The organism is Mycobacterium persicum (genome assembly GCF_002086915.1).
Classification (GTDB): domain Bacteria; phylum Actinomycetota; class Actinomycetes; order Mycobacteriales; family Mycobacteriaceae; genus Mycobacterium; species Mycobacterium persicum.
Genome location: NZ_MWQA01000001.1, coordinates 4,183,002 through 4,195,805, shown reverse-complemented (window position 1 = coordinate 4,195,805; position 12,804 = coordinate 4,183,002). Strand labels below are relative to the sequence as shown.

Genomic DNA, 12,804 nt, shown 5'->3' with positions numbered 1-12,804 from the left:
CGGTACGCCAGCATTGGCATACGTGACGTCTCGACCGCGCGCCCTGGTGACGGCCCCGCTGCGGGGACCGGGGTTGGCGAAACTACGGCACCTGGCCGATGTCGTATACGACCCCTGGATCGACCAGACCCCGCTGCGCATCTACAACGCCGAGCAGCTGGCCCAACGGATCACCGTCGAGGCCGCCGATATCGTTGTGGTGGAATCGGATTCGGTCAGCCCACCGGTGTTCGACCAGCGGTCGCGCGCCCTGATTGCCATAGCCGCCACCCGTGGGGATCCCAACAACGTCGACATCGCTGGCGCCACCGCGGCCGGCATCCCGGTGCTGAACACCCCGGCGCGTAACGCCGATGCGGTTGCCGAAATGACAGTGGCGCTACTGCTGGCCGCCACCCGTCATGTGCTCGCTGCCGATGCAGATGTGCGCTCCGGCAACATTTTTCGCGACGGGTTGATTCCCTATCAGCGGTTCCGCGGCCGGGAGATCGCCGGGCTCACCGCGGGCCTGGTGGGTCTGGGCGCGGTGGGCAGAGCCCTGCGGTGGCGGCTGTCCGGGCTGGGTTTGCGGGTGATCGCCCATGACCCGTACAACGAGGAAGCCCGCCACCGCCTCGACGAGTTGCTCGCCGAATCCGACGTCATCTCCCTGCATGCGCCGGTCACCGACGACACCGTGGGCATGATCGGCGCCGAGCAGTTCGCAGCCATGCGCGACGGCGTCGTCTTCCTCAACACCGCCCGGGCGCAGCTGCACGACACCGACGCGCTGGTGGACGCCCTGCGCGGCGGCAAGGTGGCCGCAGCCGGCCTAGACCACTTCGCCGGCGAATGGCTGCCGCCCGATCATCCACTGACGGGCCTACCCAACGTCGTGCTCACCCCGCACATCGGCGGGGCCACCTGGAACACTGAGGCCCGGCAGGCGCAGCTGGTGGCCGACGACCTGGAGGCGCTGCTGTCCGGCAACCGGCCCACTCATATCGTCAACCCGGAGGTGCTCGGCTCATGACATCGGTGAAAACCGCTAGGTCCGTGGACAACCCCGAGGCCGCCGTGCTGGCGGCTGCCAAGGACATGCTGCGCCGCGGACTGGTCGAAGGAACGGCGGGCAATATTTCCGCCCGGCGCCACGACGGCAACATCGTCATCACGCCATCCTCGGTCGACTACAGCGACATGGTCCTCGATGACCTGGTACTCGTCGACCCGGAAGGAGCTGTGCTGCAAGCCGGGCCGGGCCGCTCGCCGTCGACGGAGATGAAGCTGCATCTGGCGTGCTACCAGGCGTTCGACGACATCGGCAGCGTCATCCACAGCCATCCGGTGTGGGCGACCATGTTCGCCGTCGCCCATCAGCCGATTCCGGCCTGCATCGACGAGTTCGCGGTTTACTGCGGCGGGGACGTGCACTGCACCGAATACGCCGCGTCCGGCACTCCCGAGGTGGGACACAACGCGGTACGGGCTCTGCGGGACCGCGCCGCAGCCCTGATCGCCAACCATGGCCTGGTGGCCGTCGGGCCCCGGCCGGACAAGGTCTTGCACGTCACCGCCCTGGTCGAACGGACCGCCCAAATCGTCTGGGGCGCAAGTGCTCTCGGCGGCCCGGTGCCCATTCCCGAGGACGTGAACCGCAATTTCGCCGGCGTCTACAGCTACCTGCGCGCCAATCCGCTGTAGCCGACTGTGAGCGGTACGACGCGACACGCCGCGAAGGCGTCGTGAGATTCACAATCGGCCCCGCTCGCGCCACTGCCGCGGCGAGGCGCCATGGGCGCGGCTGAACAGTCTGCTGAAGTAGCCGGGGTCGGACCTGCCTCCGCAGTTACCGCACGCCTTCGTGGTGACCAGTTCGCAGGCCCGGTTCCTCACCGTGCACACGCCCGCGGGCTTCGACAAGTTCACGCTGGCCGCCGGAACTCCGGCCAGCGCTACCGCGGTCGCACCGCCGCCTGGCGAGGTGCCGCCGGATCCGGCTGCTCTTGCCGAACTCGCCGGTTCGTACGGCATCGAGATCCTGGTCCGCCTCCCGCGCCATAACGACGCCTTACCGCTGATCTATCGCCACCTTGACGGCACCGCTCGCACCCTGATCGGCGATCGCCAGGAAGGCATCCCGCCATCGCTCCAACCTGAAGGTGTGGGTCAGCATCGGACGCAGATCCACCCGCCCGGCGACTACCAGGTCGAGGTAGTGGGCAATGGCGTGCCGGCGGACACCGTCGACCTCCTCGACGCCGAAGGCGTTGGACCCGACCCAGCTGATCTCTTTGAAGTAGAGCGGACTCCACTCCCAACGGCCGGGTGTGTGGACACCGGCTTTGACCAGCGTCCCGCGCGAGGTCAGCACTCGCACCCCCACCTCGAACGTCTCCGGCTTGCCGACGGTGTCGTAGACCACATCGACCGCGCCGGGGTGGGCCATCGGCAGGCCCAGCAACGGCTGGCGCAGCCGGCCGCCGCCCCAGGCCACCAGTTCCTCGATGACGGCCAGACGTGGTTCGTGCGCAACGACTCTGGTGGCGCCGAATCGCCGGGCAAGCTCGGCCTGTGCCGGGAATCGGGCAACGACGGCCACCGCCACATCCGGATACAGCGCCCGCAGGATCGCCAGTGCACACAATCCGAGCGAGCCCGCACCGTACACCAGCACCCGGCCGCAGCGCGGCGGCGGATGGCGGGTGATCGCATGCAGCGACACCGAGAACGGGTCGGCGAATACGGCCGCCTCGTCGGGAACGGAGTCGGGAACGGCGAACAGCATGCTGTGATGGGCGGGCATCAGCTCGGCATAGCCGCCGGTCACGTCGGCGGACACCCCGGTGTGGATTCCGGGTTTGATGTCGCCGTCGGCGAAGCTCCAACACAGGCTGTAGTCGCCGGCCTCGCACGCCGGACATGGCGGTTCGATGCCACGCGGCCCGCAGGAAAGCCACGGATTGAGCACGACTCGCTGGCCCACCTCGACGCCCCGGGCCTGCGGTCCCGGCTCGACCACGTCGGCGATCACCTCGTGACCCATGACCTGCGGGAAGGAACAGAATGCGGCCATGGCGTTGTCGGCGTCATGCTCGCCGAAGTCCATCAGGATCTGCTTGGAATCAGACCCGCAGATGCCCGTCAGCCGCGGTCGGGTGATCACCCAGTCCGGGCGCAGTAACCGCGGATCGGGCAACTGCCGCAGCGCTGTCGGGCTGCGGGACAGGTTCTGGGTGAGGGCGTTGGCACCATCGGGCACCTCGAACGGCTCGGGTGGCACGCCGTAAACCAGCGCCCTCATTGCCAGGTCATCGCCGCCGCGCCGGCGATGAACGCGTCCAGGTCAGCGTTCTTGGCGTCGACGACGTCTTTGAGGGCCATCAGCTCAGGCAGATAGTGTTCGAACCGGTCGCTGCCGACGGCAGCGATGATGCCCTCGGCCACCAGGTCGGCGCTAACCTTGGGCCCCCGGTAGAGAGGCTCGTCGTTGTCCGGCCGGTCCCAGATCTCGGTGTCCACCGGACCCGGCTGGATCAGCTTCACCGACACTCCGGTGCCCGCCAGGTCGACCGCCATCGCCTCGCTCCAGCCGCACAGCGCGAATTTGCTTGCGCAATAGGCAGCTTCGTGGATGATGCCGAGTCGTCCACCGACACTCGATACATTGACGATGACGCCGGACCGCCTCGCCAGCATCCGCGGCAGCAGCGCCAGCGTCATCCGCATCGGGGCGAAGAAGTTGACCCGCATCACCTCCTCCACGTCAGCCGGCTTCAGCGCGGTCACGGCCCGGCGTCTGGGTACTGCCGCGTTGTTCACCAGCACGTCGATGCCGCCCAGGGCGTGCCAGGCTTGTAGTGCCAGCCGTGCGGCCGCGGGCGTGTCGCCCAGATCGGCGGCCCACATCGCCGACTCCGGCGAGGTCCTGCGGCAGTCGGCCAGCACCTCACCCAGCCGGTCCCGTCGCCGGGCGATCAACCCGACCACCGCCTGCTGGGCGGCCAACTGCCTGGCCAGGGCCGCTCCGACCCCCGAGGATGCACCCGTGATCAGCACCCGCTTGCCGGCCATCGCGTACGACCCGGCCATCTCGTACGACATAGTTCAAGGTTGCCGTGCGGGGCTGCCCAAAGCCAGGGTTTTATCCTGGCCTTCGTGGCCCACGATCATCTGCATCGCTTCGTCAGCAAGCTCGGAAAGCGCCATGACTACTTCCCGGCCGCCGGCCACGACGCGCTGCTGCCGTTCTACGACCTACTGACCCGGCTGCTCGGCTTCACCCGGGTCTACCAGAAACTCATCGCGCAGGCCGATATCGGCGACGACCATCGCGTCCTGGAAATAGGTTGTGGCACTGGGAATCTGGCGATCAGGGTCAAACGTGCCCACCCGGCGGCGCAGCTGCTCGGGTGTGATCCCGACCCGCTCGCATTACGCCGGGCCCAGCGAAAGGCAGCGCAGCTGGCAGGTATTCGTTTCGAACGTTGCTATGCCCAGCAGCTGCCCTACCCCGACGGCGAATTCGACCGGGTGCTGTCGTCGATGATGCTGCACCACCTAGACGATGCGGCAAAAACCGCCGCGGCGGCAGAGGCATTCCGGGTCTTGCGGCCCGGCGGCCGGCTGCACCTGGTCGACATGGGGGGTGACCTGACCGATCGCAACGGCCTGGCCGCGCGGCTCGTCGTGCGCGGTCACCACGGCGCCGGCAACCTCGGCGATGCGATTCCGCGGCTGTTGACGGCGGCCGGGTTCGATTGCGCCGAGGTCGATTCTCAGCGCCATCGTGTCTTCGGGCGGCTGACCTACTACCGCGCCACCCGTACCCCGACACCCACTGAGGAGCGGAACCGATGACACGTAGCGAGTCACAACGGAGTGACAATGACAGCTGGGATCTGGCCTCCAGCGTCGGTGTCACCGCGACCATGGTTGCCGCGGGCCGCGCGATCGCGACCAAGGATCCCCGCGGGTTAATCAACGATCCCTTCGCCGAACCGCTGGTGCGTGCCGTCGGCGTCGACTTCTTCATCAAAATGATGGACGGCGACCTCGATATGACGGCCTTCCCAGACGTGTCGCCGGCGCGGGCACAGGCAATGGTCGACGGAATGGCAGTGCGCACCAAGTACTTCGACGACTACTTCAGCAACGCCACCGGCGACGGCATCCGGCAGGCGGTGATCCTGGCATCCGGCCTGGACGCGCGCGCCTACCGGCTGCCTTGGCCGGCCGGGACCGTTGTCTATGAACTCGACCAGCCCCGGGTGACCGAGTTCAAGACAACCACGTTGGCCCGGCTGGGCGCCGAGCCGACCGCTTCTCGGCGGGTGATCCCGATCGATCTGCGCGGCGATTGGCCGACGGCACTGCGGGCGGCGGGCCTGGATGTGGCCGCACCGACGGCGTGGTTAGCCGAAGGCCTGCTGATCTACTTGCCGCCGGAAGCCCAGGACCGGCTGTTCGACAACATCGCCGTGCTCAGCGCCCGGGGCAGCACCATCGCCACCGAATTCGTGCCGGGCATAGTGGATTTCGATGGCGACCGGATCCGGGAGAGGTCGGCGGCCTTCCGGGAGCACGGCATCGACATCGACATGGCGTCGCTGGTGTACCCCGGTGAACGCAACCACGTCGTCGACTACCTGAGCGCCAAGGGCTGGGACGTCGAGGGTGTGACCCGAGCCGAACTGTTCCGGCGCGCCGGCGTTCCGGTGCCCGATCCCGATGACGACGACCCACTCGGCGAGATCATCTTCATCAGCGCCGTCTTGTCCGCCTAGAGGCGCGACTGCCCCAGCCATAACGCGTTGGCACCGCTGAGCGTCTCCTCGATTCCCCCGACGACACCGGCGATGGAACGAATCAGCAGCGTCCCGACGGCATCGGGTACCGAAGCCGCCGCCGGTCGCGATGACATGCGCGGTAGTAGCAGGTCCAACAGCGACGAGCCGGGATAGCTGACCAGGCGGACCTCGGTGTTCTCGTCCAGGCCCGCCAGGATCTTCGCGCGGCGCACCGCCGTGCGGAAGCCGCCGAGTTCGTCGACCAGGCCGCGCTCGAGCGCATCGGCACCGGTCCAGACGCGGCCCCGGGCCACCACATCGACGGCTTCGGTGCTGAGGTTGCGGCCCTCGGCAACGCGCGCCACGAAGTCGCCGTAGAACAGATCGGCCTCGGCCTCCCGCCGGGCCCGCTGTTCCGGGGTGAACGGCTCGTCTATCGACCAGGCGTCGGCGTTGGCGTTGGTGCGCAATGTTTCCGACCCGACTCCCAGCCGCTCCTTCAGATCGCGGACCACCAGTTTCCCGGTGATCACCCCAATGGAACCAGTGATAGTGCCGGGATTGGCGACGATCGCATCTGCCGCCATCGACACGTAGTAGCCGCCGGAGGCGGCGACCGCACCCATCGATGCGACGACAGGCTTGCCGCGGCGACGGGCCCGCTTCACCTCACGCCAGATGGTCTCCGACGCGGTCACCGATCCCCCGGGACTGTCCACCCGCAGCACGATCGCCGAGATCGAGTCGTCGGCGGCCACCTCGCGCAGCGCCGCCGCGATGGTGTCGCCCCCGGCGCTGGACGGGCCGAACGGAAGACCCTGCGGGCCACCGCGTCCGGTGACGATCGGTCCTTCCACGGTGACCACCGCTATCGTCGGCTTGGGCCGGCGTCCGGGTATCGACGGTACCGGCGGCGCCAGTCGCGAGCGTGCGGTGCCCGCGTAGCGCGTCAGGTGCATTCGCGGCGGCTTCTCGTCGGTGTCGACCGACTCCGGCGAAACACCTTCTATCCCAACCAGTTCCGCCATGCGAGCGTAGACCTCGTCGCGGAATCCGATCCGGTCGATCAGCCCGGAGGCCACCGCCTCGTCACGCAGCAGCGGCGCCCGGTCGGCCAGCTCGTTGAGCACGTCCACGTCGATGCCGCGAGATTGGGCGACCGCATGCCACACCTGGCTCTGCATGCTTTCCAACATCCGGGTGACAGCCTCGCGATGAGCGTCGGTGTAGCCGTCTTCGGTGAAAAGGTTTGCCGCCGACTTGTATTCGCCTCGCGTGACGATCTCGGCTTCGATGCCGGCTTTGCCCAGCGCGTCGCGCAAGAACATCGCGTTGCTGGCAAAGCCGATCAGCCCGACGCTTCCCGAGGGCTGCAGCCAGATCTCGCGGAATGCCGAAGCCAGGTAGTAGGACAGCGTGCCCGGATAGGTTTCCGCCCAGGCCACCGACGGCTTGACGGCACTGAAGGCCGCGATGGCCTCCCGAAGTTCCTGAACGGCACCGGCGGGCGACGGCGGAAGCTGGACGCGCGCAATCATTCCGGCGATCCGCGGATCCTCGGCGGCCCGGTGGATCGCCGCGACGGCGGCGCGCAAGGCCATCGGACGGCCGCCTCCGGACAGGATTGTCAGTGGGTCGAAACCCGTCGTCTCCACCGGCATGTGGCGCAGATTGAATTCGAGCACGCAGCCGTTGGGCACGCCGTGGTGGCGCGCGGTGTCGACCCGGTCAGCCAGGGCGCGCACGTCGTCGACGCCGGGCAGAAATGACAGTAAGGCGAACATGTTTACCCAGCCTACCGATAGCCGGCGGGTAGCGACCGTACGGTGAAGGTGTGCGGTTTGGCATCGCGATCCCCCAACTGGACTACGACGACTTCGACACCGCGGGGCTGCGCTCGTATCTGCGTCGCGCCGAGGAGTTGGGGTTCGAAGGCGGATGGGTGCTCGAGCAGATTGTCGGCGAGTCACCGCTGCTGGCACCGTTGGAGCTGCTGGCATATTCGGCTGCCTGCACCGAGCGGCTACGGCTGGGGGTCGGCGTTCTGGTGACCTCGCTGCATGATCCGTTGCAGTTGGCCTCGGCGGTGACCGCCGTCGACCGGCTCAGCCACGGCCGCCTCGATCTCGGTATTGCGGCCGGCGGCGGTTCCCGTAGGTTCGCGGCTTTTGGCGTCGACAAGGCCACCCACGTCCGATATTTCACCGAGGGCCTGGCGTTGATGAAAGCGGCGTGGTCCGACGAGCCGCGGGTGACATTCCACGGCCGGTTCCGCAACGTCGACGACCTGCCCATCGCGCCCAAACCGGTGCAGCGACCACACCCGCCGATCTGGTTCGGCGGCCGGGCGCCCACGGCGCTGGCCAGAGCGGTGCGCCACGGTGACGCGTTCCTGGGGGCGGGTTCGTCGACAACGGCCGACTTTGCCCAAGCCATTGCCGTCGTGCGCCGTCAGCTCGCCGAACAACACCAGGATCCGGCAACCTTCACCATCGGCAAACGGGTCTATCTGATGGTGGACGACGACGCCGACCGGGCCCGCGAGCGGGCGCTCGACGGGTTACGCGCCATCTACGGCGGCAGGATGTCCGGCATCGATTCGGTGGCAGTGGCGGGCACGCCCGATGACGTTGTCCGGGGGCTGAGCGAGGTGATCGACGCCGGGGCCGGAATGCTGCTGCTCAATCCGGTGGGCGCCGATGTGGCGCAGAACCGCGACCAGATGGAACGCCTTGCCGCCGAGGTGATTCCGCGCCTGGATTAGTCGCGCCAGCAGACACAGAATCGCACTCCCGAATGCGGATCGGTGCGATTGTGTGTCTGCTCGCGGGACTATGAGAGCTCGGTGGCGGACCCGCCCGCGGCGGTGATCTTGTCGCGGGCGCTCCCGCTGAACTTGTGGGCGGTCAGGTCGACCTTGACGGTCAGCTTGCCATCACCGAGCACCTTGACCAGGGCGTTCTTGCGGACCGCCCCCTTGGCGACCAGGTCGTCGACGCCGATGGCGCCGCCCTGCGGGAACAGCCGGTTGATGTCGCCGACGTTGACGATCTCGTACTCGGTGCGGAACCGGTTACGGAATCCCTTGAGCTTGGGCAGCCGCATGTGGATGGGCATCTGCCCACCCTCAAAGGTCACCGGTACCTGCTTGCGGGCCTTGGTGCCCTTGGTGCCGCGCCCCGCCGACTTGCCCTTGGAGCCCTCACCGCGACCGACGCGGGTGCGTGCGGTCTTGGATCCGGGTGCGGGCCGCAGATCGTGCAGCTTGATGGTCACTTCGTCTTACCTCCGGTCGCCGCTACGCTGGTGGACTCCACCTCGACGAGGTGTCGCACCACCGCGATCAGCCCGCGGGTCTGTGGGTTGTCTTCGCGAACCACCGAATGACGAATCCGGCGTAAGCCCAAGGTGCGCAGGCTTTCGCGCTGCTTCCAACGGGCCCCGATGGTGCTGCGCACCTGGGTGATCTTCAGCTGAGTGCTCATGGCTGTGCCGCCTCGCGCACCGCGGCGGCGGCAAGCGCGTCACTTTCGCGCCGCGCCTTTAGCATGCCGGCCGGAGCGACGTCCTCGATCGGCAGACCGCGCCGGGCGGCCACCTCCTCGGGACGCTGCAGCATCTTCAGCGCGGCAACGGTGGCGTGCACCACGTTGATCGCGTTGTCGCTGCCCAGCGATTTCGCCAGGATGTCATGCACGCCAGCACATTCCAGCACCGCACGGGCGGCGCCGCCGGCGATCACACCGGTACCGGGGCTGGCCGGGCGCAACAGCACCACGCCGGCGGCCGCCTCACCCTGCACCGGGTGGGTAATCGTGCCGCGGATCAACGGGACCCGGAAAAAGCCCTTGCGAGCCTCCTCGACACCCTTGGCGATGGCGGCCGGAACCTCCTTGGCCTTGCCGTAGCCGACACCGACCATCCCGCTGCCGTCGCCAACGATGACCAGTGCGGTGAAGCTGAAACGCCGACCACCCTTGACCACCTTGGAAACCCGGTTGATGGCCACGACACGCTCCAAGTAATTGCTCTTGTCGCCGTCGCGGCCACCGCGGCCGCTGTCGCGCCGGCCCCGGCCGTCACGCGAGTCGCGGCTGTCTGGGGCGCCTTGCCCGCCAGCCGACTGTTCCGCCATTATGCGGTCCTCCCGTTCATCAGAAGTTCAATCCGTTCTCGCGTGCGGCATCGGCCAGCGCCGCGATCCGCCCGCCGTAGCTGTAGCCGCCGCGGTCGAATACCACGGTGTCAATGCCGGCCGCCTTGGCACGTTCGGCGATCAACTGGCCGACCCGCACGCTACGGGCTTTCTTGTCCCCGTCCAGACCACGCACATCGGCTTCGATCGAGGACGCGGCGGCCAGGGTGGTGCCGTTGAGATCGTTCACCAGTTGTACGTGAATGTGCCGCGCCGACCGGTGTACCACCAGCCGGGGACGCTGCGGGGTGCCGGCGATCTTCTTGCGCAGCCGTGCGTGCCTGCGCAGCCGGGAGACTCGCCGAGTCGCGGATACGCTCTGCCCCACCGGCTTTCGTGCAGCGGTTTCAGCCTGTGATTGCGCCATGACTACTTACCTGTCTTCCCGACTTTGCGGCGGATCTGCTCGCCTTCGTAGCGCACGCCCTTGCCCTTGTAAGGGTCGGGACGACGCAGCCGGCGGATATTCGCCGAAATCTGGCCGACCTTCTGCTTGTCGATCCCGGACACCGTGAACTTCGTCGGCGCCTGAACCGCGAACGTGATGCCTTCGGGCGCTTCGATCACCACCGGATGGCTGTATCCGAGCGCGAACTCGAGATTGGCGCCCTTGAGTTGGACGCGGTAACCGACACCGTAGATCTCCATTTTGGTGGTGTATCCCTGGGTCACGCCGATGACCAGATTGGACACCAGGGTGCGTGACAGTCCGTGCAACGAGCGGCTGCGCCGCTCATCATTGGGACGCGCGACGACGATGGCGCCGTCCTCGTTGCGGGACACCGTGATTGGTTCGGCGACCGTCATGTCCAGGGCGCCTTTCGGCCCCTTGACGGCGATGTTTTGGCCGTCGATCGTGACGTCGACTCCGGGGGGTACCGGAATGGGTTGCTTACCAATGCGCGACATGGTTGCTTCCTCTCACCACACTCTCACCAGACATATGCGAGGACTTCGCCGCCCACGCCCTGTCTGGCTGCCTGACGGTCGGTGAGCAGGCCGGAGGAGGTCGAAATGATCGCCACACCCAGGCCGCCAAGTACCCGCGGCAGATTGGTGGATTTCGCGTAGACCCGCAACCCCGGCTTGGACACCCGGCGCAAACCGGCGATGCTGCGCTCCCGGCTGGGCCCGTACTTGAGCTGCACGATCAGCGATTTGCCGACCCGAGCATCCTCGGTGCGGAAGTCACTGATGTAGCCCTCGTTCTTGAGGATCTGGGCGATGTTGGCCTTGATCTTGGAGTGCGGCAAAGCCACTTCATCGTGATAGGCCGAATTGGCGTTGCGCAGACGGGTCAAGAAGTCTGCGATCGGGTCCGTCATCGTCATAACAGCGTCTGCCCTTCCTCGCCGTTACCAGCTGCTCTTCTGCACGCCGGGCAGCTCACCCGCATGCGCCATCTCGCGCAAGCAGATTCTGCACAACCCGAACTTGCGGAACACCGCGCGCGGGCGGCCGCACTTGCTGCATCGGGTGTATCCGCGCACCGCGAACTTGGGTTTGCGTGCGGCCTTGTTGACCAGTGCCTTCTTCGCCATCTGCGTCAGTTCTCCTTGAAGGGAAAGCCGAGGGCCCGCAACAGGACTCGTCCTTCCTCGTCGGTTGTCGCCGAGGTGACGACGTTGATGTCCATGCCGCGGACCCGGTCGATCTTGTCCACGTCGATCTCGTGGAACACCGACTGCTCGGCAAGTCCGAAGGTGTAGTTGCCCACACCGTCGAATTGCTTGGGCGACAACCCGCGGAAGTCGCGGATACGCGGCAGCGCAATCGAGGTGAGCCGGTCGAGGAACTCCCACATCCGGTCGCCGCGCAGCGTGACGCGTACGCCGACCGGCATGCCCTCACGCAATTTGAACTGCGCGATGGACTTACGTGCCCGGCGAATTTCCGGCCGCTGCCCGGTGATCAGTGCCAGGTCGTTGACCGCGCCATTGATCAACTTGGCGTCCCGAGCGGCCTCACCGACGCCCATGTTGACCACGACCTTGGTCACAGTCGGGATCTGCATGACGTTGCGGTAGCCGAACTGTTTATGGAGCGAATCACGGATTTCACTGCGGTAGCGCTCTTTTAGGCGCGGCAGGGTCTTCTCTGCAGTAGTCATCAGATGTCCTTGCCGTTGCGCTTCGAGATACGGACCCGTTTGCCGGTTTCCTCGTCAACCCGGTAGCCGATTCGGGTGGGATTGCCGTCGGAGTCGACGACCATCACGTTGGAGACGTGTATCGGGGCCTCCTGGGTGACGATCCCGCCCGACCTGGCACCCCGTTGATTGGTGGAAACCGCGGTGTGCTTCTTGATCCGGTTGACGCCCTCGACCAGTACCCGGTTACGGTCCGGGTAGGCCTGCAAGACCTTGCCCTTGGCCCCTTTGTCTTTACCGGCAATCACCAACACGGTGTCGCCCTTATGGACCTTCATCTACAACACCTCCGGGGCCAGCGAGATGATCTTCATGAATCGCTTCTCCCGCAGTTCGCGCCCCACCGGCCCGAAGATGCGGGTTCCGCGCGGGTCGTTGTCGGGCTTGATGATCACTGCGGCGTTCTCGTCGAACTTGATGTAGCTGCCGTCGGGACGCCGGCGTTCCTTGGCGGTGCGCACCACGACGGCCTTGACGACGTCTCCGCGCTTGACGTTGCCGCCGGGAATCGCGTCCTTGACCGTGGCGACGATGACGTCACCGATGCCGGCATAGCGTCGCGACGATCCACCGAGCACGCGGATGCACAAGATCTCCTTGGCGCCGGTGTTATCGGCGACCTTGAGCCGCGATTCCTGCTGAATCACTAGATCTCCTGACCTGGTTGACGTGTGCACGGCAGGGTTCACCAA

At 66.8% G+C, this 12,804-nt stretch carries 18 protein-coding genes; 5 read left to right on the top strand and 13 right to left on the bottom strand.

Annotated features, from left to right (window positions below; all coding sequences use genetic code 11):
* Positions 1-22 precede the first annotated feature (22 nt).
* Both B4U45_RS19205 and B4U45_RS19200 read left to right on the top strand, forming a co-directional pair.
* Positions 23-1,012, top strand: a complete 990-nt coding sequence (locus B4U45_RS19205; RefSeq protein ID WP_075547064.1) for an NAD(P)-dependent oxidoreductase — start codon at positions 23-25, stop codon at positions 1,010-1,012.
* Positions 1,009-1,683, top strand: a complete 675-nt coding sequence (locus B4U45_RS19200; RefSeq protein ID WP_075547063.1) for an L-fuculose-phosphate aldolase — start codon at positions 1,009-1,011, stop codon at positions 1,681-1,683. The genes B4U45_RS19205 and B4U45_RS19200 overlap by 4 nt, the downstream gene beginning before the upstream one ends.
* Positions 1,684-2,050: 367 nt before the next feature.
* Here B4U45_RS19200 and B4U45_RS19195 read toward each other — a convergent pair whose 3' ends face one another.
* Together B4U45_RS19195 and B4U45_RS19190 are read right to left on the bottom strand one after the other, a co-directional pair.
* Positions 2,051-3,283 carry a zinc-dependent alcohol dehydrogenase gene (locus B4U45_RS19195; protein ID WP_075547061.1) on the bottom strand — a complete coding sequence of 411 codons (1,233 nt, stop codon included), beginning with the start codon at positions 3,281-3,283 and terminating at the stop codon, positions 2,051-2,053.
* Positions 3,280-4,053, bottom strand: coding sequence for an SDR family NAD(P)-dependent oxidoreductase (locus B4U45_RS19190; RefSeq protein WP_075547162.1), 774 nt, complete (start codon positions 4,051-4,053; stop codon positions 3,280-3,282). Before B4U45_RS19190 ends, B4U45_RS19195 begins: the two co-directional genes overlap by 4 nt.
* Before the next feature lie 84 nt (positions 4,054-4,137).
* Here B4U45_RS19190 and B4U45_RS19185 point away from each other — a divergent pair, with 84 nt between their 5' ends.
* Together B4U45_RS19185 and B4U45_RS19180 are read left to right on the top strand one after the other, a co-directional pair.
* The gene (locus tag B4U45_RS19185; RefSeq protein WP_075547060.1) at positions 4,138-4,839 is read left to right on the top strand and encodes a class I SAM-dependent methyltransferase; all 702 of its coding nucleotides are present in this window, start codon (positions 4,138-4,140) and stop codon (positions 4,837-4,839) included.
* The gene (locus tag B4U45_RS19180; RefSeq protein WP_075547059.1) at positions 4,836-5,765 is read left to right on the top strand and encodes a class I SAM-dependent methyltransferase; all 930 of its coding nucleotides are present in this window, start codon (positions 4,836-4,838) and stop codon (positions 5,763-5,765) included. Before B4U45_RS19185 ends, B4U45_RS19180 begins: the two co-directional genes overlap by 4 nt.
* Here B4U45_RS19180 and sppA read toward each other — a convergent pair.
* Positions 5,762-7,552, bottom strand: a complete 1,791-nt coding sequence (gene sppA / locus B4U45_RS19175) for a signal peptide peptidase SppA (protein ID WP_075547058.1) — start codon at positions 7,550-7,552, stop codon at positions 5,762-5,764. The two genes, B4U45_RS19180 and sppA, sit on opposite strands and share 4 nt — an antisense overlap.
* A 50-nt stretch (positions 7,553-7,602) precedes the next feature.
* Between sppA and B4U45_RS19170 the strand changes: the two genes are divergently transcribed.
* A complete protein-coding gene (locus B4U45_RS19170) occupies positions 7,603-8,532 on the top strand; it encodes an LLM class flavin-dependent oxidoreductase (RefSeq protein ID WP_075547057.1) in 930 nt (309 codons plus the stop codon).
* A gap of 68 nt (positions 8,533-8,600) precedes the next feature.
* On the opposite strand, the gene rplO is transcribed toward B4U45_RS19170, so the two are convergent.
* From rplO to rplN, 10 genes are read right to left on the bottom strand one after another with little or no spacing between them, the layout of a single operon-like run.
* Positions 8,601-9,044, bottom strand: coding sequence for a 50S ribosomal protein L15 (gene rplO / locus B4U45_RS19165; RefSeq protein WP_075547056.1), 444 nt, complete (start codon positions 9,042-9,044; stop codon positions 8,601-8,603).
* The gene (gene rpmD, locus B4U45_RS19160; RefSeq protein ID WP_075547055.1) at positions 9,041-9,253 is read right to left on the bottom strand and encodes a 50S ribosomal protein L30; all 213 of its coding nucleotides are present in this window, start codon (positions 9,251-9,253) and stop codon (positions 9,041-9,043) included. The genes rplO and rpmD overlap by 4 nt, the downstream gene beginning before the upstream one ends.
* Positions 9,250-9,903 carry a 30S ribosomal protein S5 gene (rpsE, locus tag B4U45_RS19155; protein WP_075547054.1) on the bottom strand — a complete coding sequence of 218 codons (654 nt, stop codon included), beginning with the start codon at positions 9,901-9,903 and terminating at the stop codon, positions 9,250-9,252. Before rpsE ends, rpmD begins: the two co-directional genes overlap by 4 nt.
* Before the next feature lie 19 nt (positions 9,904-9,922).
* On the bottom strand, positions 9,923-10,291 hold the full coding sequence (rplR, locus tag B4U45_RS19150; RefSeq protein ID WP_036391499.1) for a 50S ribosomal protein L18: 369 nt from the start codon (positions 10,289-10,291) through the stop codon (positions 9,923-9,925).
* A 41-nt stretch (positions 10,292-10,332) separates the two neighbouring features.
* Positions 10,333-10,872: a 50S ribosomal protein L6 gene (gene rplF / locus B4U45_RS19145; protein WP_075547053.1), complete on the bottom strand. Its 540-nt coding sequence runs from the start codon at positions 10,870-10,872 to the stop codon at positions 10,333-10,335.
* 23 nt (positions 10,873-10,895) lie between these two features.
* Positions 10,896-11,294, bottom strand: a complete 399-nt coding sequence (gene rpsH / locus B4U45_RS19140) for a 30S ribosomal protein S8 (protein ID WP_036398368.1) — start codon at positions 11,292-11,294, stop codon at positions 10,896-10,898.
* Between the two features lie 24 nt (positions 11,295-11,318).
* A complete protein-coding gene (locus tag B4U45_RS19135; RefSeq protein ID WP_011739072.1) occupies positions 11,319-11,504 on the bottom strand; it encodes a type Z 30S ribosomal protein S14 in 186 nt (61 codons plus the stop codon).
* A 5-nt stretch (positions 11,505-11,509) separates the two neighbouring features.
* On the bottom strand, positions 11,510-12,073 hold the full coding sequence (rplE, locus tag B4U45_RS19130; protein ID WP_075547052.1) for a 50S ribosomal protein L5: 564 nt from the start codon (positions 12,071-12,073) through the stop codon (positions 11,510-11,512).
* Positions 12,073-12,390 carry a 50S ribosomal protein L24 gene (gene rplX, locus B4U45_RS19125; RefSeq protein ID WP_036398370.1) on the bottom strand — a complete coding sequence of 106 codons (318 nt, stop codon included), beginning with the start codon at positions 12,388-12,390 and terminating at the stop codon, positions 12,073-12,075. The genes rplE and rplX overlap by 1 nt, the downstream gene beginning before the upstream one ends.
* Positions 12,391-12,759, bottom strand: coding sequence for a 50S ribosomal protein L14 (gene rplN, locus B4U45_RS19120; protein WP_023370951.1), 369 nt, complete (start codon positions 12,757-12,759; stop codon positions 12,391-12,393).
* Positions 12,760-12,804 lie beyond the last annotated feature (45 nt).

What these genes read in the sequence shown, in the direction of transcription:
- B4U45_RS19200 (WP_075547063.1), top strand. Translation starts at nt 1,009, where the DNA reads ATGACATCGGTGAAAACCGCTAGGTCCGTGGACAACCCCGAGGCCGCC.
- B4U45_RS19135 (WP_011739072.1), bottom strand. Translation starts at nt 11,504, where the DNA reads ATGGCGAAGAAGGCACTGGTCAACAAGGCCGCACGCAAACCCAAGTTC.
- sppA (WP_075547058.1), bottom strand. Translation starts at nt 7,552, where the DNA reads ATGTTCGCCTTACTGTCATTTCTGCCCGGCGTCGACGACGTGCGCGCC.
- rplE (WP_075547052.1), bottom strand. Translation starts at nt 12,073, where the DNA reads ATGACTACTGCAGAGAAGACCCTGCCGCGCCTAAAAGAGCGCTACCGC.
- rpsH (WP_036398368.1), bottom strand. Translation starts at nt 11,294, where the DNA reads ATGACGATGACGGACCCGATCGCAGACTTCTTGACCCGTCTGCGCAAC.
- rpmD (WP_075547055.1), bottom strand. Translation starts at nt 9,253, where the DNA reads ATGAGCACTCAGCTGAAGATCACCCAGGTGCGCAGCACCATCGGGGCC.
- B4U45_RS19180 (WP_075547059.1), top strand. Translation starts at nt 4,836, where the DNA reads ATGACACGTAGCGAGTCACAACGGAGTGACAATGACAGCTGGGATCTG.
- rpsE (WP_075547054.1), bottom strand. Translation starts at nt 9,903, where the DNA reads ATGGCGGAACAGTCGGCTGGCGGGCAAGGCGCCCCAGACAGCCGCGAC.
- rplX (WP_036398370.1), bottom strand. Translation starts at nt 12,390, where the DNA reads ATGAAGGTCCATAAGGGCGACACCGTGTTGGTGATTGCCGGTAAAGAC.
- B4U45_RS19195 (WP_075547061.1), bottom strand. Translation starts at nt 3,283, where the DNA reads ATGAGGGCGCTGGTTTACGGCGTGCCACCCGAGCCGTTCGAGGTGCCC.
- B4U45_RS19190 (WP_075547162.1), bottom strand. Translation starts at nt 4,053, where the DNA reads ATGGCCGGCAAGCGGGTGCTGATCACGGGTGCATCCTCGGGGGTCGGA.
- rplF (WP_075547053.1), bottom strand. Translation starts at nt 10,872, where the DNA reads ATGTCGCGCATTGGTAAGCAACCCATTCCGGTACCCCCCGGAGTCGAC.